Raw genomic sequence first — 16,813 nt, forward strand, 5'->3', positions numbered from 1 at the left:
ATCGGATGGACGATCAAAGTAAAAAATTAAGATGGCGCATATCAAAATTGTATAAAAATATATCAAACAAATTGTAATATTTACCTTTTGATATATAAATAAACAATTAAATTCAATTATTTATGTATTATTTTATATTTTTATACCACCATTTAGGCAGAAAATTAGACCTTAGCCTAATACCTATGCAAAATACTTTTTTTGATCGGTACAATCGGTATCAGTCAAGTATTTTATGAGAGTTCGCCATGTCTTTAGATCGCATCCGTTTAGCCTCCCTCCACGACAAAGTAATCAGCGCAGAACAAGCTGCTGAATTCGTTCAAGATGGTATGACCGTAGGTATGAGTGGCTTTACTCGTGCGGGTGAAGCAAAAGCTGTTCCACTTGCATTGGTGGCACGCGCTAAAACCAATCCTTTAAAAATTGACTTAATTACGGGTGCAAGTCTTGGTAACGATTTAGACAAGCAATTGACAGAAGCAGGTGTTTTGGCTCGTCGTATGCCGTTCCAAGTAGACAACACGTTGCGTAAAGCAATTAACCAAGGTCAAGTGATGTTCATTGACCAGCACTTGTCTGAAACCGTTGAGCAAATGCGTAACAATACGCTTAAACGCCCAGACATCGCGATTGTTGAAGCAGTAGCGATTACTGAAGACAGCTTAATCATTCCAACAACTTCTGTAGGTAACTCTGCAAGCTTTGTTGAATATGCAGATAAAGTCATTATCGAAATCAACACGACTGTAAGCACAGAATTTGAAGGTCTACACGATATTTATATTCCTGAAGCGCGTCCAACACGTGGTCCAGTACCATTAACTCACGTTGACCAACGTATTGGAACCAAAGGTATTCAGTTAGACCCTGCAAAAGTTGTGGGGATTGTATTTAACGATACCTTGCTTGACTCTCCATCTAACGTGACCGATCCAGATGACGAAACTCAAGCAATTGCAGATCACTTGATTGCATTCTTTGAAAATGAAGTTGCACAAGGTCGTTTACCGAAAAACCTAGCGCCATTACAAGCAGGTATCGGTTCAATTGCAAACGCTGTATTAACAGGCTTCAAACACTCTAACTTTGAAGACTTGGTGATGTACTCAGAGGTCCTCCAAGACTGTACATTTGAATTGATTGATGCAGGCAAAATGAAGTTCGCTTCTGGCTGTTCAATGACCTTGTCTGAAAAATGTGGCGATCGCGTATTTGGCAATCTTGCACACTACAAAGACAAATTCATTTTACGTCCACAAGAAATTTCTAACTTCCCTGAATTAGTCCGTCGTTTAGGCATCATTGGCATTAATACTGCACTTGAGTTTGATATTTACGGTAACGTGAACTCAACTCACGTATGTGGTACCAAAATGATGAACGGTATTGGTGGTTCAGGTGACTTCGCACGTAACGCACACTTGGCTATTTTCGTAACTAAATCAATTGCGAAAGGCGGTGACATTTCATCTATCGTTCCAATGGCTGCGCACGTAGACCACAACGAACACGACGTTGACATTTTAGTTACTGAGCAAGGTTTAGCAGATTTACGCGGTCTTGCACCACGTGAACGCGCTCGTGCGATTATCGACAACTGTGTACACCCAATGTACCGCAATGCCTTGAACGATTACTTCGAGCGTGCATGTGCAAAAGGTGGTCACACTCCTCACCTACTTCGTGAAGCATTGTCTTGGCATGCAAACTTTGAAGAACACGGTCACATGTTGACTCCTGCACAACAAGAATCTGCGCAACCAGCGTAATTCATGTGCAATAAAAAAACGCCCTGATTTTTCAGGGCGTTTTTTTATGTCTTAAGTTTTTATGTTTTAGATGGCCACAACGTCATTTGCGACAACTCACTCCATTTTACTCAAATGCCAAAGCTTTAAATTCATCTATAAAATGCTGTCCTAACTGGCGTAAACCATCCACACTGAGTGTGGTTTCAATCACACCTAAAGACACCACATCACGTTGAATTTGCAGCACGGTTTGACCTTGCGGATTAATATAAAAACGAGAACCCAAAGTTGCAAATTTGCTTGCTAAGTCTAGGTTTTGTTCAGCTCGAACCTGATTCACCACATCTTGTGCAGTAAAACGGTATTGATCTTGCACCAAATTCAAGGTGTTGGATTGCCCATATTCAGCACTTAATGCACGGTCATCTAAGGCCTGTAAAGGCTGATCAAGATTGGCAAAAGCAGTCACAGGAAGACTCAGCACAAGGCTGAATAAAATAGGGAGAGAAAATTTTAACATTGGACACCTCGCACATAGGTAAATTACACCTGTGGAGAAACATCCTTTTTTCACCAACTTATATTTTAAGTTCAAAAATCACTCAATACATTGACTTTTTATACCAAGCAACCTAAACGCAGCAAAACTGGAAACTGAATTTCCAAACCTTGAGCAGATTGCTGCTGCAACAATTGTTGTAATTCAAGCAAAGGCGTCTCTGTATGCTGCTTTAAATAATGCTGCAGCCCCGACCAAGTATTTAAATAATCCAACAACTGAGCTGCCGACCAACAATATTTCAGGCAAAGTTCGGGTGTCACTATTTCTTGGAATGGAAAAGGAATCGTGCGATATAAATCATCAATATAACGGCGCTCAGCATCCCAATAACCTTTTAAGGTCTGAAAATACAAGCGTTGAATTGCTGCATTCACCCCAGGGTCTACAACTTGAATCAGCCCATAGCCCACCGCAGCGAATACTCCACGCGGTTTTAACACCCGATGCACTTCGGCGTAAAAGGCTTCAAAATCAAACCAGTGAATCGCTTGCGCAACGGTAATCAAATCCACACTTGCATCTGCCAATCCACTGTCTTGCGCCAAACAAGCGCGATAACGCACATTCGCCCAGTGTGGTGCTTGATCCAACTGTGCCCGACTTAAATCTGTGGCTAAAATCTGTTGAAAATGTGGTGCTAATAACTGGGTAAACTGCCCTGAACCTGCACCGCAGTCCCATGCCAAACCGCGCTCGGGTACATGTTGTAAAATCGTATCGACAATTGCAGTGGAATATTGCGGACGTGCCTGACGATATAAATCGCTACCCCGCGAAAACAAATCTTTCATGCTGCATTCCCTGACCATGATCGCTTGATTTTAATTCAGCTTGTTTAATACGTATTGTGGACTTTAGATGAAGATGCAAAGCGGCTTTGAGTACAAGATTTTATTTTAGACATAAAAAATTTGGAGCATAAAAAAGCCTCAAACAGTGTTTGAGGCTTTTGAATATGGTGGCGAGACCCAGGATCGAACTGGGGACACACGGATTTTCAATCCGTTGCTCTACCGACTGAGCTATCACGCCAATGCCCTGTATTAAGCCGTATCTCGGCTGAATAGTCAATAAAAATCATCACTTTTTTATTTGATCGCATAAACTTTAGGCAAAAAAAATCCCTGATGGGATCAGGGATTGAAAACGTTTAACCGTTTAGAATATGGTGGCGAGACCCAGGATCGAACTGGGGACACACGGATTTTCAATCCGTTGCTCTACCGACTGAGCTATCACGCCAATGACGCGTATTAAACAGTTTCATCTGTAAGTCGTCAATAGTCTTTTACGCTTTTCAGTGTAAATGTTTACTTTTACAGCAACCTCATTCTATTTCTGCTGAAATATCACCCAAAAATTTAAAAATTAGTTCTTTTCCAATTAAATTTTGACAAACTTCCGATACGCGAATGTGGGGCACGGATGCCCCACGTTACCCATCACGACAAGGATGTCGTGTATGGGTAACAAAAGACTTTTGCCTACTTTGGGTCTTGCCAAAGTAGGAAGATGCCTACGCAAAGCTATTTAAACCTTAGCTAAAAATTGTGGCTGTGCAAGCACAAAAAACAATATAGGATTTAGATAAACTTCTTTCACAAATCCGATTAAAACCATACTTCAATCCCCCATCATCCTCTTACGGAAGATATTCCTCATCCCTGAGCCATATATGGCGCAAGAGAAGGGATTTTCGATACTAATTTAATTTTGACCTATACGGATAAACTGAAAAGACAGACACAACGTCAGCTTTTTAAAAACTCACAATTTACCCAAATGTGCTAAACAACGATGAATCGCACCACAGCCTGGCTGAAAATGCTGAACACCTTTGGCTTCTTCCATACGGCACACTTCACTTACCAAGCGATCTGCCACACCTCGACCTCGGTTTGCAGGATGCACCACAATATATTCAAGCGTGCGATGATCATTTTGGCCTGTACACCAAATCGCACCAATCACTTTAGTATTAAATTCTGCCGTGTAAAGTAGGGTATACTGAGCCAAGTTCTGCTCAAGTTGGCTTACCGCATCTTGCCCATCGCCAAATTCAGGGCTGGTATCATACAGTCGCTCAAGCTGGCTGCGCACTTCGGTATTTTCCAGTGAAGTATAGGCATGTACGGTAATAGGCATTGATTAACCCTCCTGAGCAATCTAATATGCTGAGACTTCGTCACAGCGAAAACATTTTACATCAATCATTTTTGACGTTTTTTTGAGGAACGTGTCTATGACCCAACGTATCAGTGAAGTGGTGAGGAATACCAACGAAACTAAAATTCGAGTTCGTGTGAATCTGGACGGTACGGGTCAAGGCACACTCAACACTGGAGTTCCATTTTTAGACCATATGATTGATCAAATCAAGCGACATGGTTTGTTTGATATTGATATTCATTGTGATGGCGACCTGGAAATTGATGATCACCACACCGTAGAAGACTGCGGGATCACGCTTGGACAAGCTTTTGCTCAAGCATTGGGTGATAAAAAAGGTTTAAAACGCTACGGTCACTTTTATGCACCGCTCGATGAATCTTTAAGCCGTGTGATTGTGGATTTATCAGGCCGTCCAGGTTTGTTTATGGATATTCCTTTTACCCGCGCGCGCATTGGTACTTTTGATGTGGATTTATTTTCAGAATTCTTCCAAGGCTTTGTCAACCACGCGTTAATGACGCTGCACATTGACAACCTTAAAGGTAAAAACAGCCACCACCAAATTGAAAGCGTATTTAAAGCATTTGCACGTGCTTTACGCATGGCATGTGAAGTAGACCCACGTGCTGAAAATACTGTGGCATCGACCAAAGGGACACTCTAATGACCCGAATTGCCCTTCTTGACTATGGCATGGGAAATTTACACTCGGCAGCCAAAGCTTTAGAGCATGTGGGTGCCACGGTGGATGTCACCAATGATCCAAAACTGATTGCTCAAGCCGATAAAATCGTCTTTCCTGGCGTGGGTGCCATGCGTGACTGTATGCAGGGCATGCATGAAGCAGGAATTGATCACGTGGTACGCAACGCAGTCTTTAACAAGCCTGTACTCGCTATTTGTGTGGGCATGCAGGCGCTGATGCAGCGTTCTGAAGAAAATGGCGGTGCAGATGCACTGGGTATTTTTGCAGGTACGGTTAAACGCTTTCCAGAAGTAGCAGGTTTAAAAGTACCGCACATGGGTTGGAATCAGGTACATCAACATGACCCAAGCCACCCAATGTGGAACAACATTGAACAAGACGCGCGTTTCTACTTCGTGCACAGTTTCTATGTTGAACCGCAAGATGAAAAAATTGTGGCCGCGACCTGTGATTACGGTCTAACCTTCTGTACTGCACTGCATCAAGGCAACTTGTTTGCAACGCAGTTTCACCCAGAAAAAAGTCACACTGTTGGTTTGCAGTTACTAAAAAACTTTGTGGAATGGAATATCTAATATTCAGGATGCTTCAATCAATAAAGCCGAGTGAATCTCGGCTTTATTTTTGCGTGAATGTTTTTCACTTTTATTGCACATTGATTTGTGTTTAAAATTAAAGCGTTTTTTATACCTTTTATTCAAAATAAACTGAGGGTCTGTCGATAATTGGTCTATGTTTGCGATGTGAGAGAGATATCTCACAAGATTTTTGAGCAAATATACGGTATGCGACAGAAAATTCAAAAAATCTAGGAATTACAACAATGAGTCAATATGTAGAAGATTCTGCACTGAGTGCAGCGGGGCGTTTTGGTCGATTATCATTTTTAGCTTGGAACTGTTTGCTCAGCTTGGGGCTTGCAGTACTGATTGCAATTATTGCCGTTGTTGCACCCAATTTATTGCTAGAGCTCGGCTCTGGTTCTATGGGCATTAGCATGATCTTACTCGTGATTATTTATATCGTTGCATTCTACTTTAGCTTTATTTTTACCATCCGCCGCTTGCATGACCGCAATCATACGGGTTGGTTGTCTTTGCTAATTTTAGTACCTGTGGTCAACATTATTCTGGGTTTATATCTGGTATTTGCCCCGGGCGATGACCGTCAGAATAGCTATGGTGCGCCACGTCCAACCGCAGGTTGGGAAAAAGTACTGGCTTGGATTTTCATTGTGCTGATGATTTTGGCGATTATTGGCAGCTTCTCGGCAGGCATATTCAGCACCCTCTAAGCAAAAATATTCCGCTTGGTTGATCTTTCAAAATAGCCCATCTGTTGGGCTATTTTTTCAGGATATTCACATCAATCTCTGCCTTGCACAGTATTTTCAATCGTTTAAACTTTGCCAAATTCTGCAAAACGCTTTAGGCTAAAACGGCTTCTTTACCGCTTTGAATATTATGGATCTCACTCGTTTGCGCACCCTGCCAAGCCCTGATGAAATTCGGCAATTGCCACTGTTTGAAAATATTGCGCGTCAAAATATTGTACTGATTCAAAATCTAGAGCAATGTCTAGCAATTGAAGCTGAACTGAAAACCGCAGCTGTCTTGGGTTTCGATTCTGAATCTAAACCCACGTTTAATGTAGGCGAAGTTTCTACAGGCCCGCATTTAATTCAGCTCGCAACCTTAGAAAAAGCCTATCTATTTCAGCTCAATGATGACATTTGGCAATTTTTGCAGCCAGTTTTTGCCAATCGCGATCAAATTAAAGTCGGTTTTGGGCTTAAAAATGATGCTCATTTATTTCGTAAAAAAGGCATGCAGTTGAATAGCGTGATTGAATTATCCAAGTGTTTTGGTAGCTTTGGCTTTAAAAGTCCGCTTGGGCTCAAAAATGCCATGGCATTATTATTTCACGTTCATTTCCCTAAAAGCCGAAGTATCAGCACCTCAAACTGGGCATGCAATCAGCTTAGTGAAGCGCAAATTGCCTATGCCGCAGCCGATGCCTACGCACCTGTATTGGTATTTGAAGAATTAGGGCGTTTAGGTTTATTGCCCGAGCATATCCCAAACAGCTCACTCAAATTGCGGATTCGTCCCTCTAAAACAAAACCTGCAACAGATGCTTAGAGATTTAACAATACTTTGTTAAGATGCACAGATTGAATTCAATAAGTTTTTGGCAAGGAGCGAAAGCATGCTGATCATCCCTGCAATTGACCTGAAAGATGGCAAGTGTGTTCGTTTAAAACAAGGTCGTATGGAAGATGATACTGTATTTTCTGACGATCCAGTGGCGACTGCACAGCACTGGGTAAATGAAGGCGCGCGTCGCTTGCATTTAGTCGATTTAAACGGCGCTTTCGCAGGTACGCCAATTCATAAACCTGTGGTCGAAGCCATTGCAAAATCACAACCTGAGCTTCCAATTCAAATTGGTGGTGGTATTCGTTCACTCGAAACCATTGAACACTATTTAGATGCTGGCGTGTCTTTCGTGATTATTGGCACTAAAGCCGTGCAAGAGCCTGCTTTTGTAGAAGAAGCATGCAAGAAATTTGCAGGACACATTATTGTCGGAATTGACGCCATGAATGGCATGGTGGCAACCGATGGCTGGGCCAACGTTACAGACGTGAAAGCAACAGATTTAGCCAAGCGTTTTGCCGATGCAGGTGTATCTAGCATTGTTTATACCGATATTGCCCGTGATGGCATGATGCAAGGTGTGAACGTAGAACAAACCGTGAACTTGGCACAATATTCAGGCTTACCAGTGATTGCTTCTGGCGGTGTAACCAATTTAGATGACGTACGCAATCTAAAAGGTCAGCCTGGCATTTTAGGTGCGATTACAGGTCGTGCAATTTACGAAGGCACGTTAAGCCTGCGTCAGGCACAGTTGCTTTTAGATGAGCAATCTTTGTAATTCTGCCGCGTATTTTTAAAGAGGTCTGCGGACCTCTTTTTTATTTTGATTTTATTTTACTCATTTTGAGTTTTCTTCATCTCCCACTGGTTCTATGTCTCAGCTTTCACCAATGCTTCGCAGCAAAGCCCCGCAACTGGCGCTCATTTTGATTACCTTAATTTGGGGTGCAACCTTCATTACCGTGCAATACGGTTTGAACTTCAGCAGTCCAGTACTGTTTGTAGGCTTACGTTTTGCCGCAGCCACGTTGGCCGTGGGGCTGATTTCATGGCGAAGCTTACGTGGTTTTAGCATCGATGAACTCTATGCAGGCTTTGCCATAGGCGCAGTCATTGCGCTAGGTTATGTCACTCAAACCATTGGCTTACAAAGTATCAGCAGTAGCGAATCGGCCTTTTTAACGGCGCTGTATGTCCCGCTTGTACCGCTATTGCTGTGGTTATGCTTTGATCAACGTCCGCATGTCATGACTTGGTTGGGTGCTATTTTGGCATTTGTAGGCTTGGTCTTTTTAACAGGCAATGGCTTAGGCGCAATTCAGTTAAGTTTTGGACAAGCCATTACTTTAATCGGTTCAATTGCGATTGCCTTTGAAATTATTTTAATTAGCTATTTTGCCAATCGGGTCAATTTAAAGCGCGTTACCCTCATCCAACTGGGTTGTGCATCGTTATTGTGTTTTGCGATTGCACCATGGGTTGGAGAAACTCAATTGCCCGAATTTCAGTGGTCACTCCTTGCTGTTTTGCTCGGCTTAGGCATTGCCAGTGCCGTGATTCAATTGGTGATGAACTGGGCGCAACGACAAGTAGACCCTGCGCAAGCTGCTATTATTTATGCAGGTGAGCCTGTTTGGGCCGCATTGATTGGACGTTTGGCAGGCGAGCGCTTGGCAGTTCTGGCGTTGTTCGGTGGACTACTGGTGGTTTTAGGCGTGCTGGTCAGCGAATGGCGACCAAAATTTTTAAAACGAAACACATCATCCCAAAAAGTTGAATGAACAGCATCTAGGCGAGATGCTCAAAACATCTTAAAAGACGAACGAACGTGAATTTAATGATACATCGGTAAATTATCATTCACGCGAATTAAACCGCGTATAGCACGGTAAACAATCCATAACCACGAAATAGCAACCACTGCGATACAGAAAAGTGTCGCAGCCAAAGTCATACTGGCAAAGCTTTGCGCATCTGGACTAAAGAACACCAAAAAGAACGGCACAAAGGCCACAATATTCCAAAACAGATACCACCAGAAGCTGCGAATTTGCCAAGTAAAATGACTGGCAAAAATTGAACCTTGTACATCACTACGTTTTAAATAATTGATGATTAAAGCAATAACAGCCAATATCCCCGCTGAAAAAATTGCCACGATATACAACACATATAAAATCATGGTCAATAAACGATGTGGGTCTTGATCTACTGAATATGATTGCTCTGCGTCTGACATAATGCACCTGATAAGCCTGTTACTGGAACAATATTCCCAATTAGATATTAAGCTGATTCAGCGGAGAAATAAACCATAAAATCAGTAAGATATTTAAGCCTATTGTACAAAAATAAATCTTACCAAAGGGTTGTTTTTGTGTTTTATGGCGTAATTTTTGTTGTGCCAACCATGCCGCAGGCCAGCCCCCTAAAAAAGCGACGATATGCAAATTATTTTCAGGAATACGGCGCCCGCCCCGCTGTGCAGCTTCTTTATCTTGTGCATACAGCCAATAACTCAGAGCATTCATCAAACTGATGAATAATAACAACATCCCACTGAGCAATCCCAACAGCGTCAACAAAGCCAAAACAACAATATAGGCCACACACAATATTTGCATGGGCTGCATTTTTTGTGTGCTGTTGGATGTTTTTGCACTCATAGCAGCTGCCTTTGCTGCTTTGGTCTGTGTAGCTTTTAAATAAACGGCTTGCTGCGCTCGATAACGACCACGTTCATCTACCGTTACGGTATATTCCAAAGCACAACCAACAATGGGACGTGGCCCCTGACGAGCAAAATCCTTAATGTGTAAAAACACCCGATCTTTCTGGCGGTCATTTGGCTGAATAAAACCGTAACCCTGCTCATCAAACCACTCTACTAAACGTCCTTGATCACGCATCTGCTGTATCCCTCAAGCCGTCACAAACTTTAAGCGTTCAATCAGCATATTCCGCATTTCATCTGGATTTTTTTGCAAAATATCAGCTCCTGTACGGCCTTCTGCAGCATTTTTAGCTGCCACCTGTAAACGCATTAACCAAAAACGTCCTGCCGCCATTGCCAAATATAATTCTAAACAGGCTTTTTCATCCTGAGTTAAAGGGCGCACCGTTTCATAGGCATTTAAAAATGCAATCGCTTTGCTTTCATTTAAACTCAGTTCAGGAAAGTCAGTACAAAAATCATTCAGGGTAATTGCAATATCAAACAGCAATTCATCCTGATTTAATTCGTAAAAATCTAAAATGCCTTGCAATTGATCGTCTGCAAACAAGGTATTGTCACGGAACAAGTCTGAGTGGATAAAGCCTTTGGGACGCTGCGGATAGACTGCGGTCAAGGCCTCATACAAGCCCAAAAGTTTGGACAATAAGGCTTGATCGGCCACATGCATACTTGGTTTTAATTGGCGTGCAACTCCTGCCCAATAAGCATGATCGCGCACATGATCGCGCTGCAAAGGAAAATTTTGTAAGGCCACATGCATTTTAGCTTGTGCAATCGCAATCGCTTCCACTTGTGCCACTGTTGCCAGTGTCGGATGCTGCCCAATTAAACGCGGTGCAATTTGTGCAGGTTTTTCTTTTAATTGGTGAATGGCTTGTCCCGAGTGTGACAAAGGCACTGCCACAGGCAAACCTGTTTGCCCTAAATGCTGTAATACAGGAATTAATTCAGCCGCTGCCTGTTGGTCTAATTCTTCAAAAATGGTCAGCACGTACTCGTTTTGATTGTCGCAACGCAAAAAATAATTGGTGTTTTGAATCCCGCCTTGAATGGGAAGCAGCGCCAAGACCTCCAATCCATAGGCTGCTGCAAAAACCTGAACTTCCTTTAAAGTCAAAGGAGTATAAACCGACATAGAAAACCTGCGAAAAACCTGAGCTAAGTTTGATAGAATACCCGCTCCATCTGCCAAGGTGTAGCGCTTGTGTGGGTGAGTTTCATAATCGGCTGTAATAATTGGAAAAATTTATGCTAGCGAAACGTATTATTCCTTGCCTAGACGTAGATAATGGTCGCGTGGTCAAGGGCGTGCAATTCCTTGATATTCGTGATGCGGGCGACCCTGTCGAAGTGGCGCGTCGTTATAATGAACAAGGTGCCGATGAAATCACCTTTTTAGACATTACCGCTACCCATCATGGCCGTGATACGACCTATCGTACCGTAGAGCGTATGGCAGAAACTGTGTTCGTACCGCTCACCGTGGGTGGGGGCGTGCGTAAGGTTGAAGACATCCGCCTATTGCTGAACGCAGGTGCAGACAAGGTCAGTATTAACTCGGCAGCAGTCTTTAACCCTGAATTTGTGCAAGAAGCCTCACAACGTTTTGGCGCGCAATGTATTGTGGTTGCTATTGATGCAAAAAAAACGGGCGATAACAAATGGGAAATTTTCACTCACGGTGGCCGCAAACCAACGGGTATTGATGCCATTGAATGGGCAGTAAAAATGGCTGACTATGGCGCAGGTGAGCTCTTGATCACTTCAATGGATGCCGATGGTACCAAGGCAGGCTATGACTTGGCGCTCATGCGTGCCATCAATGACCGTGTCACCGTACCGACGATTGCATCTGGCGGTGTGGGGAATTTACAGCACTTGGCAGATGGTATTTTAAAAGGCGGCGCCGATGCGGTACTGGCTGCCTCAATTTTCCACTTTGGTCAGCACACTATTCCAGAAGCCAAACAATATTTGGCAGCGCAAGGTATTGAAATGCGTTTGTAATTTCTAAAACAAAACTGTTTTGGACTTTAATTTTTAAGCTTCAAAAGTGTAATCCTCGGGTTACACTTTTTTATTTAGCCCAAAATACAGGCAGAAAAAAAGGAGTCCGAAGACTCCTATTAACTCAAAAAACCACAGCGATGAAGTTTTTATATCTTTTAAATTTAAAAAAAATAAATAAAAAAAAGCAATAAACAATTAAATTCGCTCAAAATACCCTTAGGTATTTCACTGCACATAATATATTCAGCATTTCAGCAGAAATATTGACCAAAAACACCAAAAATATTGACCATTTGCGACAAGCCTTGCCAAATCAGTCAGTTTAAAGCGTCATGAGCACCTATACCGTTTAGGCGACTCGTTCTGCCACCGTCACTTTTTTCTCGACCCACTTGGCAGGAAAATACGCAGCCGACAAATGGTTTAAACCTTGTGCCATAACATGCGGCAAAGTGATCCCTAAAGGGTTTTGTTCCTGCAGTTCCTGTGAAGAAATCACTCGCGTTCCTAAAATATAATCAAACCACGGTTTGGTCACGCACCAGTTCGCATCCTGATTGCTGTTCATGTGATGGTCATAATGCCACGGAATTTTCTTAACTGCCCACTCTGGCTCTAAATGCGCACGACGATGAATATAATAATAATTCGCAGCACTATATAGCGCAGCCAGACTCATGCCCTTAGAAATAGGATAGAACACGCCACTGGCCACCGTTGCCACGACAGCCAAAGACACAATTTCATTTTTGGTACGCCAGTTGCGAATCCCTTCGACATAGCCATGATCGTGAAAACTGGTTTTACGCACTTCACGATGATGCTCCCAGTGTGATTTCATGCTTTCGGGCACAGGGCTATAACGGCGCTGCCCTGCTCGATGCGTTCCGTGCAAAATATATTTATGTGCCACCCATTCAAAACAATTGGCAACCACCAAACCTGCTAGAAATCCTTTCCACATCGCTATTTCTCCTTAAACACAGGACATCTTGACTCTGATGTTCACTATAGGCATGTGAGATTGACTAGATCTTGACCAAAAAAATCAATATCATTGACAAATGACGACAAAAATAAACCGATAACACATGCAACAATTCAAAGAATATACGGGCTCGGTCTATGGTGGCTTAGGGCATTTATTGATGTGCTATTACCAAGCAAAAAAGCTGCCCATTCCAGAAAAATTACATCAGATTCAAAATCTGGAACGTTTTGATTATGCCCTCTGGCGTGACTTGCTCAGCACTTTGGAGGAACAATTACCACAACCTGCTTTGGGTTTGGAAATTGCCAAATACGTGCAGCCCAAACATTTAGGCATCATTGCGTATTTAGCCTTGTCCTGTGATCATCTGGGTGAAGCATTACAGCGTTACCACGATTTTCATCGCTTGATTTACGATGGTGGCCCATTGCAGGTCGAAGCACAAAACGATTACTTATCCATTCGTTGGTCAGAATTATCCGTGCACATGACCACACAATTAACCGATGAAATTGCCATTGCCTTGATGATGGAATTTTTGAAGCACTTTATGCAGTTTGAGGATATTTGCCTGCACGAAGTACATTTTCATCATCCTGCACCCAAAAATATTGCACTGTATGAGCAGTATTTTCATTGTAAAGTGCGCTTTTCTCAGCCAATTACCCAAGTGTTGTTGCCTGTTTCCGAACTGGCAAAACCTTTTCATCAGGGCGATCAAACCTTACAGCATTTATTGTTGCAACAGGCGCAAGCCTTACTGGAAAAGCTACCGAATAGCACCCAAACCGATCAGCGTTTACAGCAAGCCATTTTGACGGGGCTGCAAAAAAATATGTATCAAATTGAACATATTGCTCAGCAATTACATATTTCTGTACGTCAGTTGCAACGTCATTTGCAACAGCAAGGCACGACCTACCAAAAACGCATGCAGGAAGTACGCTGTTTATTGGCAGAACAATATTTACAAGACCCACATTTAAGTCTGCAAGAAATTGCGCTATTGCTGGGTTATTCAGAACAAAGTGCCTTTCAGCGTGCGTTTAAACAATGGACGCAGCACACACCACAACAATGGCGGATGCAACGTGCTTCATGATTGCTTCTTTTTACTTTAATTTGTGTTAAATTCATCACAATATCGATCTAAAATGCGATAAATTTAATTGAAGTTTGATTAATTAACTCAAAAAATAAGCACTGGAGAATCAAATTGAATAAGTATTTCGCAGAACTGGCTGGCACATTCTAGCTGGTATTTGGTGGTTGTGGTGGTGCGGTATTGGCTGCAGCTTTTCCTGAATTGGGCATTGGTTTTGTGGGGGTATCCCTTGCGTTAGGTCTGACCATATTAACTGCAGCCTATGCACTTGGGCACATTTCAGGTGGACACTTTAACCCTGCAGTCAGTATTGGTTTGTGGGCAGATGGACGTTTTGAAGCCAAAGAACTCGCACCGTATATTATTTCACAAATTATTGGTGCGACTTTAGCCGCATTGGTGTTTTACCTGATTGTGCAAGGTCAGGCAGGTTTTGCGGGCACAGGCGGTTTCGCGACCAACGGTTATGGTGATTTATCTCCAGGAAAATATGCCCTCAGTTCAGTATTATTGATTGAAGTGGTACTCACTGCTGGCTTTTTGATGGTGATTATGGGTGCAACCGCCAAACGCGCACCTGCTGGTTTTGCTCCAATTGCAATTGGTTTGGCACTGACCTTAATCCACCCGATCAGCATTCCTGTGAGCAATACTTCGGTGAACCCTGCACGTAGTACAGGTGTGGCCTTCTTTGCTGACACTGCAGCGCTCAGCCAGCTTTGGGCTTTCTAGGTTGCACCGATTGTAGGTGCGGTGATTGGTGCGGTGCTGTATCGCGCTATGGCAAAAGCTGAAGACTGATCTTCAAAACTTTAAATCCACAGCTTTTCAAGATGTCTGGGATTTATCTAAAAACACACAAAACAACAAAGCCCGTTCAAGCGTTTGAGCGGGCTTTTTAATGGCTTAGATGAGCAGATTAAAGTAGATTTAATATCTTGAGATGGCATCCATTATAAAAATGGATTTTCAATTTCACCCGCTTCAGGACGATCTAACTTTTCAGGCAAATTGGGGGTCTGCTCCAAAGTCGCAACAACTTCATTTAAAAATGCCTGCAGTGCTTTAGCTGCCTGTAAACCTGCCTGATCTTTGCTGATTTGCAAATTGCCATACACATTGATGCAATCTAAATCATTTTCTAAGGTTAAGTCATGAATCGCATGTGATTCAGTCCCATTTTGAAACGGTTTAAACATTGAATTCACCCTAGAATGAAGGTTGCAATATCCATCATGTTAACTTAGTTTAAGATTTCAACAACTGTAAAATATATTGCAATAAAGCTTCAATCAACTGCTTCGCAATTGCATCTTGAGTATCTGCATCAATGCTAGCGCCCGATGCTGGACTACTACCCGAGCGTTTAAATTCATTTTGTAAAGCTTGTAATTGCTCGGCAGATACATCTTCCGCACACTGACTTTCTGCATCCCAATGCGAATAAGCAATAGGTATATTGGCTTTTACAGCATTTGCAGTTAACGGCAATTTATAGGTATTACGCTTTTCTTCTTCAGTTAATTGTGGGAATAAATTGATGCCTAACTGTTCTTCTAAATAGCAGACACTCACCACTTGCACCTGCAGCGAATCATTATTGGGCGCGTAATAAGCCCCTATCGCGCCTGTTTTAGGCATATACACGGCTTTATACACCGCAGTCGGCACAATAACGCCCTGCCCAATGGTTTTTAGACGTTTGGCATTAAAACTTGGCCCAGTAATCACGTACACATCTTGCTTTTGTTTGGTCACCACCGCACGCGTAGCTTCTTCAAGTTCACGCCAAACCTGCTGATTATTTTTAGGGGATTGCGGAACCATATTTGCCAAAGAAAAACTGTCAAACTGGGCTGCTAAGTTGGTCATGTCAGCATTCGGAGCCATGTGTCCACGGTCATAACCCGAACCACGATAATCCTGCAAAGTTGCACGATGCTCGGCTTTGACGCGCGGTTCTTCATGAAAGTTATCTTCACGCGGAATCCGTTGGCTCAATCGCGCAGGTGTTAAAGCTTCTGCCACCCATAACGGGGTTTTGGATACCCCTGAATACATCACATTAAAGTCATTAAAACAAAGCGGATAGCTGTTTTTTTGCAGGCTATTTTTCAGCAAATAGGGCGGCGTTTCTCGATAGAACTGGGTTAGGCAAGCACTATTTCCTGAACTCGGCACCAGTGAAGTCCACTGGCTAATTTTTTCTTGACCAAAAGCAATCACAAAACTCCCTGTTGCCACTACACCGAGTAGCACTTTCAAGCTGTTTTGATTGAAAATTTGAGTCCAAATGTTGTTGGAATTGCGCCGTTTTCTTGCCATAACCGTTACTGTGACTTCGCTCTAAATCCGCAGAGTTTGCCCGAGCTTAACAATCCACTCACAGCTTGTATATGAAGCACCTCTTGTTCGTCTAACAATTAAACAAAACCCGCGCCATAACACCACAAAAGCCATACACAGCCTGAGTTTTAAGCACTTTTGACATCAGTCTAGATCAAGTTTGGTAGATTTGATTGCATCCGTTTTAGCGAATCTGCCAAGCTAAATACACCTTAAAGACATCGCTCAGCGACACCCAAGCGCATTGCGCTGCTCTAGCTGGATGTCA

At 42.7% G+C, this 16,813-nt stretch carries 18 protein-coding genes, 2 tRNA genes and 1 pseudogene; 10 read left to right on the forward strand and 11 right to left on the reverse strand.

The features are described 5' to 3' along the window. Positions 1 to 248 precede the first annotated feature (248 nt). Positions 249 to 1,772, forward strand: a complete 1,524-nt coding sequence (locus tag LZP46_RS13895; protein ID WP_019838222.1) for an acetyl-CoA hydrolase/transferase family protein — start codon at positions 249 to 251, stop codon at positions 1,770 to 1,772. Between the two features lie 106 nt (positions 1,773 to 1,878). Here the strand turns inward: LZP46_RS13895 and LZP46_RS13900 are convergent, their stop codons facing one another. The 5 genes from LZP46_RS13900 to LZP46_RS13920 form a co-directional block, all read right to left on the reverse strand. Further along, positions 1,879 to 2,274 carry a hypothetical protein gene (locus tag LZP46_RS13900; RefSeq protein ID WP_236094146.1) on the reverse strand — a complete coding sequence of 132 codons (396 nt, stop codon included), beginning with the start codon at positions 2,272 to 2,274 and terminating at the stop codon, positions 1,879 to 1,881. 98 nt (positions 2,275 to 2,372) lie between these two features. Beyond that, entirely contained in the window at positions 2,373 to 3,107 is a 735-nt protein-coding gene (locus LZP46_RS13905) for a class I SAM-dependent methyltransferase (protein WP_236094147.1), read from the reverse strand. Positions 3,108 to 3,272: 165 nt separating this feature from the next. Continuing rightward, positions 3,273 to 3,348: transfer RNA gene (locus LZP46_RS13910), tRNA-Phe, on the reverse strand. 134 nt (positions 3,349 to 3,482) lie between these two features. Beyond that, positions 3,483 to 3,558, reverse strand: a tRNA-Phe gene (locus LZP46_RS13915). 525 nt (positions 3,559 to 4,083) lie between these two features. Continuing rightward, positions 4,084 to 4,461, reverse strand: coding sequence for a GNAT family N-acetyltransferase (locus LZP46_RS13920; protein WP_070153592.1), 378 nt, complete (start codon positions 4,459 to 4,461; stop codon positions 4,084 to 4,086). A gap of 97 nt (positions 4,462 to 4,558) precedes the next feature. Here LZP46_RS13920 and hisB point away from each other — a divergent pair, with 97 nt between their 5' ends. The 6 genes from hisB to LZP46_RS13950 all read left to right on the forward strand — a co-directional run bounded on the left by hisB (position 4,559) and on the right by LZP46_RS13950 (position 9,137). Beyond that, a complete protein-coding gene (hisB, locus tag LZP46_RS13925; protein ID WP_236094148.1) occupies positions 4,559 to 5,152 on the forward strand; it encodes an imidazoleglycerol-phosphate dehydratase HisB in 594 nt (197 codons plus the stop codon). Further along, positions 5,152 to 5,769, forward strand: coding sequence for an imidazole glycerol phosphate synthase subunit HisH (hisH, locus tag LZP46_RS13930; RefSeq protein ID WP_236094149.1), 618 nt, complete (start codon positions 5,152 to 5,154; stop codon positions 5,767 to 5,769). The genes hisB and hisH overlap by 1 nt, the downstream gene beginning before the upstream one ends. 248 nt (positions 5,770 to 6,017) lie before the next feature. Next, positions 6,018 to 6,488 carry a DUF805 domain-containing protein gene (locus tag LZP46_RS13935; RefSeq protein ID WP_236094150.1) on the forward strand — a complete coding sequence of 157 codons (471 nt, stop codon included), beginning with the start codon at positions 6,018 to 6,020 and terminating at the stop codon, positions 6,486 to 6,488. Positions 6,489 to 6,657: 169 nt separating this feature from the next. Then, positions 6,658 to 7,335 (forward strand): 3'-5' exonuclease domain-containing protein 2, encoded by a 678-nt coding sequence (locus LZP46_RS13940; RefSeq protein ID WP_236094151.1) that lies wholly within the window; start codon positions 6,658 to 6,660, stop codon positions 7,333 to 7,335. A 67-nt stretch (positions 7,336 to 7,402) separates the two neighbouring features. Further along, positions 7,403 to 8,134, forward strand: coding sequence for a 1-(5-phosphoribosyl)-5-[(5-phosphoribosylamino)methylideneamino]imidazole-4-carboxamide isomerase (gene hisA, locus LZP46_RS13945; protein WP_236094152.1), 732 nt, complete (start codon positions 7,403 to 7,405; stop codon positions 8,132 to 8,134). A gap of 94 nt (positions 8,135 to 8,228) precedes the next feature. Then, positions 8,229 to 9,137, forward strand: coding sequence for a DMT family transporter (locus LZP46_RS13950; protein ID WP_104852667.1), 909 nt, complete (start codon positions 8,229 to 8,231; stop codon positions 9,135 to 9,137). Positions 9,138 to 9,190: 53 nt separating this feature from the next. Here the strand turns inward: LZP46_RS13950 and LZP46_RS13955 are convergent, their stop codons facing one another. From LZP46_RS13955 to LZP46_RS13965, 3 genes are read right to left on the reverse strand one after another with little or no spacing between them, the layout of a single operon-like run. Then, complete coding sequence (locus tag LZP46_RS13955) at positions 9,191 to 9,595, reverse strand: DUF4870 family protein (protein ID WP_236094153.1); 405 nt, start codon at positions 9,593 to 9,595, stop codon at positions 9,191 to 9,193. Positions 9,596 to 9,635: 40 nt separating this feature from the next. Next, the gene (locus tag LZP46_RS13960; protein WP_236094154.1) at positions 9,636 to 10,265 is read right to left on the reverse strand and encodes a DUF1294 domain-containing protein; all 630 of its coding nucleotides are present in this window, start codon (positions 10,263 to 10,265) and stop codon (positions 9,636 to 9,638) included. Positions 10,266 to 10,277: 12 nt separating this feature from the next. Continuing rightward, positions 10,278 to 11,228 carry a homoserine kinase gene (locus LZP46_RS13965; RefSeq protein ID WP_236094155.1) on the reverse strand — a complete coding sequence of 317 codons (951 nt, stop codon included), beginning with the start codon at positions 11,226 to 11,228 and terminating at the stop codon, positions 10,278 to 10,280. 113 nt (positions 11,229 to 11,341) lie between these two features. Here LZP46_RS13965 and hisF point away from each other — a divergent pair, with 113 nt between their 5' ends. Then, positions 11,342 to 12,100: an imidazole glycerol phosphate synthase subunit HisF gene (gene hisF / locus LZP46_RS13970; protein ID WP_236094156.1), complete on the forward strand. Its 759-nt coding sequence runs from the start codon at positions 11,342 to 11,344 to the stop codon at positions 12,098 to 12,100. A gap of 352 nt (positions 12,101 to 12,452) precedes the next feature. On the opposite strand, the gene LZP46_RS13975 is transcribed toward hisF, so the two are convergent. After that, on the reverse strand, positions 12,453 to 13,067 hold the full coding sequence (locus LZP46_RS13975; RefSeq protein ID WP_178318873.1) for a sterol desaturase family protein: 615 nt from the start codon (positions 13,065 to 13,067) through the stop codon (positions 12,453 to 12,455). A gap of 127 nt (positions 13,068 to 13,194) precedes the next feature. On the opposite strand from LZP46_RS13975, the gene LZP46_RS13980 reads away from it, so the two are divergent. Beyond that, the gene (locus tag LZP46_RS13980) at positions 13,195 to 14,196 is read left to right on the forward strand and encodes an AraC family transcriptional regulator (RefSeq protein ID WP_178318874.1); all 1,002 of its coding nucleotides are present in this window, start codon (positions 13,195 to 13,197) and stop codon (positions 14,194 to 14,196) included. 153 nt (positions 14,197 to 14,349) lie between these two features. Next, positions 14,350 to 15,000 (forward strand): annotated as a pseudogene (gene aqpZ, locus LZP46_RS13985) (aquaporin Z). Positions 15,001 to 15,152: 152 nt separating this feature from the next. On the opposite strand, the gene LZP46_RS13990 reads toward aqpZ, so the two are convergent. Both LZP46_RS13990 and LZP46_RS13995 read right to left on the reverse strand, forming a co-directional pair. Beyond that, positions 15,153 to 15,398: a hypothetical protein gene (locus tag LZP46_RS13990; protein WP_004974374.1), complete on the reverse strand. Its 246-nt coding sequence runs from the start codon at positions 15,396 to 15,398 to the stop codon at positions 15,153 to 15,155. 49 nt (positions 15,399 to 15,447) lie between these two features. Next, positions 15,448 to 16,524, reverse strand: a complete 1,077-nt coding sequence (locus tag LZP46_RS13995) for a DNA/RNA non-specific endonuclease (protein WP_236094157.1) — start codon at positions 16,522 to 16,524, stop codon at positions 15,448 to 15,450. Between the last annotated feature and the right edge of the window lie 289 nt (positions 16,525 to 16,813).

Origin of the sequence: Acinetobacter sp. SCLZS86 (assembly GCF_021560715.1) — a bacterium.
Lineage (GTDB): Bacteria > Pseudomonadota > Gammaproteobacteria > Pseudomonadales > Moraxellaceae > Acinetobacter > Acinetobacter towneri_A.

Bases quoted from the DNA above. Each gene is read 5' to 3' on its own strand.
- hisF (WP_236094156.1), top strand. From the start codon at position 11,342: ATGCTAGCGAAACGTATTATTCCTTGCCTAGACGTAGATAATGGTCGC.
- hisH (WP_236094149.1), top strand. From the start codon at position 5,152: ATGACCCGAATTGCCCTTCTTGACTATGGCATGGGAAATTTACACTCG.
- LZP46_RS13940 (WP_236094151.1), top strand. From the start codon at position 6,658: ATGGATCTCACTCGTTTGCGCACCCTGCCAAGCCCTGATGAAATTCGG.
- LZP46_RS13960 (WP_236094154.1), bottom strand. From the start codon at position 10,265: ATGCGTGATCAAGGACGTTTAGTAGAGTGGTTTGATGAGCAGGGTTAC.
- hisB (WP_236094148.1), top strand. From the start codon at position 4,559: ATGACCCAACGTATCAGTGAAGTGGTGAGGAATACCAACGAAACTAAA.
- LZP46_RS13955 (WP_236094153.1), bottom strand. From the start codon at position 9,595: ATGTCAGACGCAGAGCAATCATATTCAGTAGATCAAGACCCACATCGT.
- LZP46_RS13975 (WP_178318873.1), bottom strand. From the start codon at position 13,067: ATGTGGAAAGGATTTCTAGCAGGTTTGGTGGTTGCCAATTGTTTTGAA.
- LZP46_RS13990 (WP_004974374.1), bottom strand. From the start codon at position 15,398: ATGTTTAAACCGTTTCAAAATGGGACTGAATCACATGCGATTCATGAC.
- LZP46_RS13895 (WP_019838222.1), top strand. From the start codon at position 249: ATGTCTTTAGATCGCATCCGTTTAGCCTCCCTCCACGACAAAGTAATC.
- LZP46_RS13980 (WP_178318874.1), top strand. From the start codon at position 13,195: ATGCAACAATTCAAAGAATATACGGGCTCGGTCTATGGTGGCTTAGGG.
- LZP46_RS13920 (WP_070153592.1), bottom strand. From the start codon at position 4,461: ATGCCTATTACCGTACATGCCTATACTTCACTGGAAAATACCGAAGTG.
- LZP46_RS13935 (WP_236094150.1), top strand. From the start codon at position 6,018: ATGAGTCAATATGTAGAAGATTCTGCACTGAGTGCAGCGGGGCGTTTT.
- LZP46_RS13900 (WP_236094146.1), bottom strand. From the start codon at position 2,274: ATGTTAAAATTTTCTCTCCCTATTTTATTCAGCCTTGTGCTGAGTCTT.
- LZP46_RS13965 (WP_236094155.1), bottom strand. From the start codon at position 11,228: ATGTCGGTTTATACTCCTTTGACTTTAAAGGAAGTTCAGGTTTTTGCA.
- LZP46_RS13905 (WP_236094147.1), bottom strand. From the start codon at position 3,107: ATGAAAGATTTGTTTTCGCGGGGTAGCGATTTATATCGTCAGGCACGT.
- LZP46_RS13995 (WP_236094157.1), bottom strand. From the start codon at position 16,524: ATGGCAAGAAAACGGCGCAATTCCAACAACATTTGGACTCAAATTTTC.
- hisA (WP_236094152.1), top strand. From the start codon at position 7,403: ATGCTGATCATCCCTGCAATTGACCTGAAAGATGGCAAGTGTGTTCGT.
- LZP46_RS13950 (WP_104852667.1), top strand. From the start codon at position 8,229: ATGTCTCAGCTTTCACCAATGCTTCGCAGCAAAGCCCCGCAACTGGCG.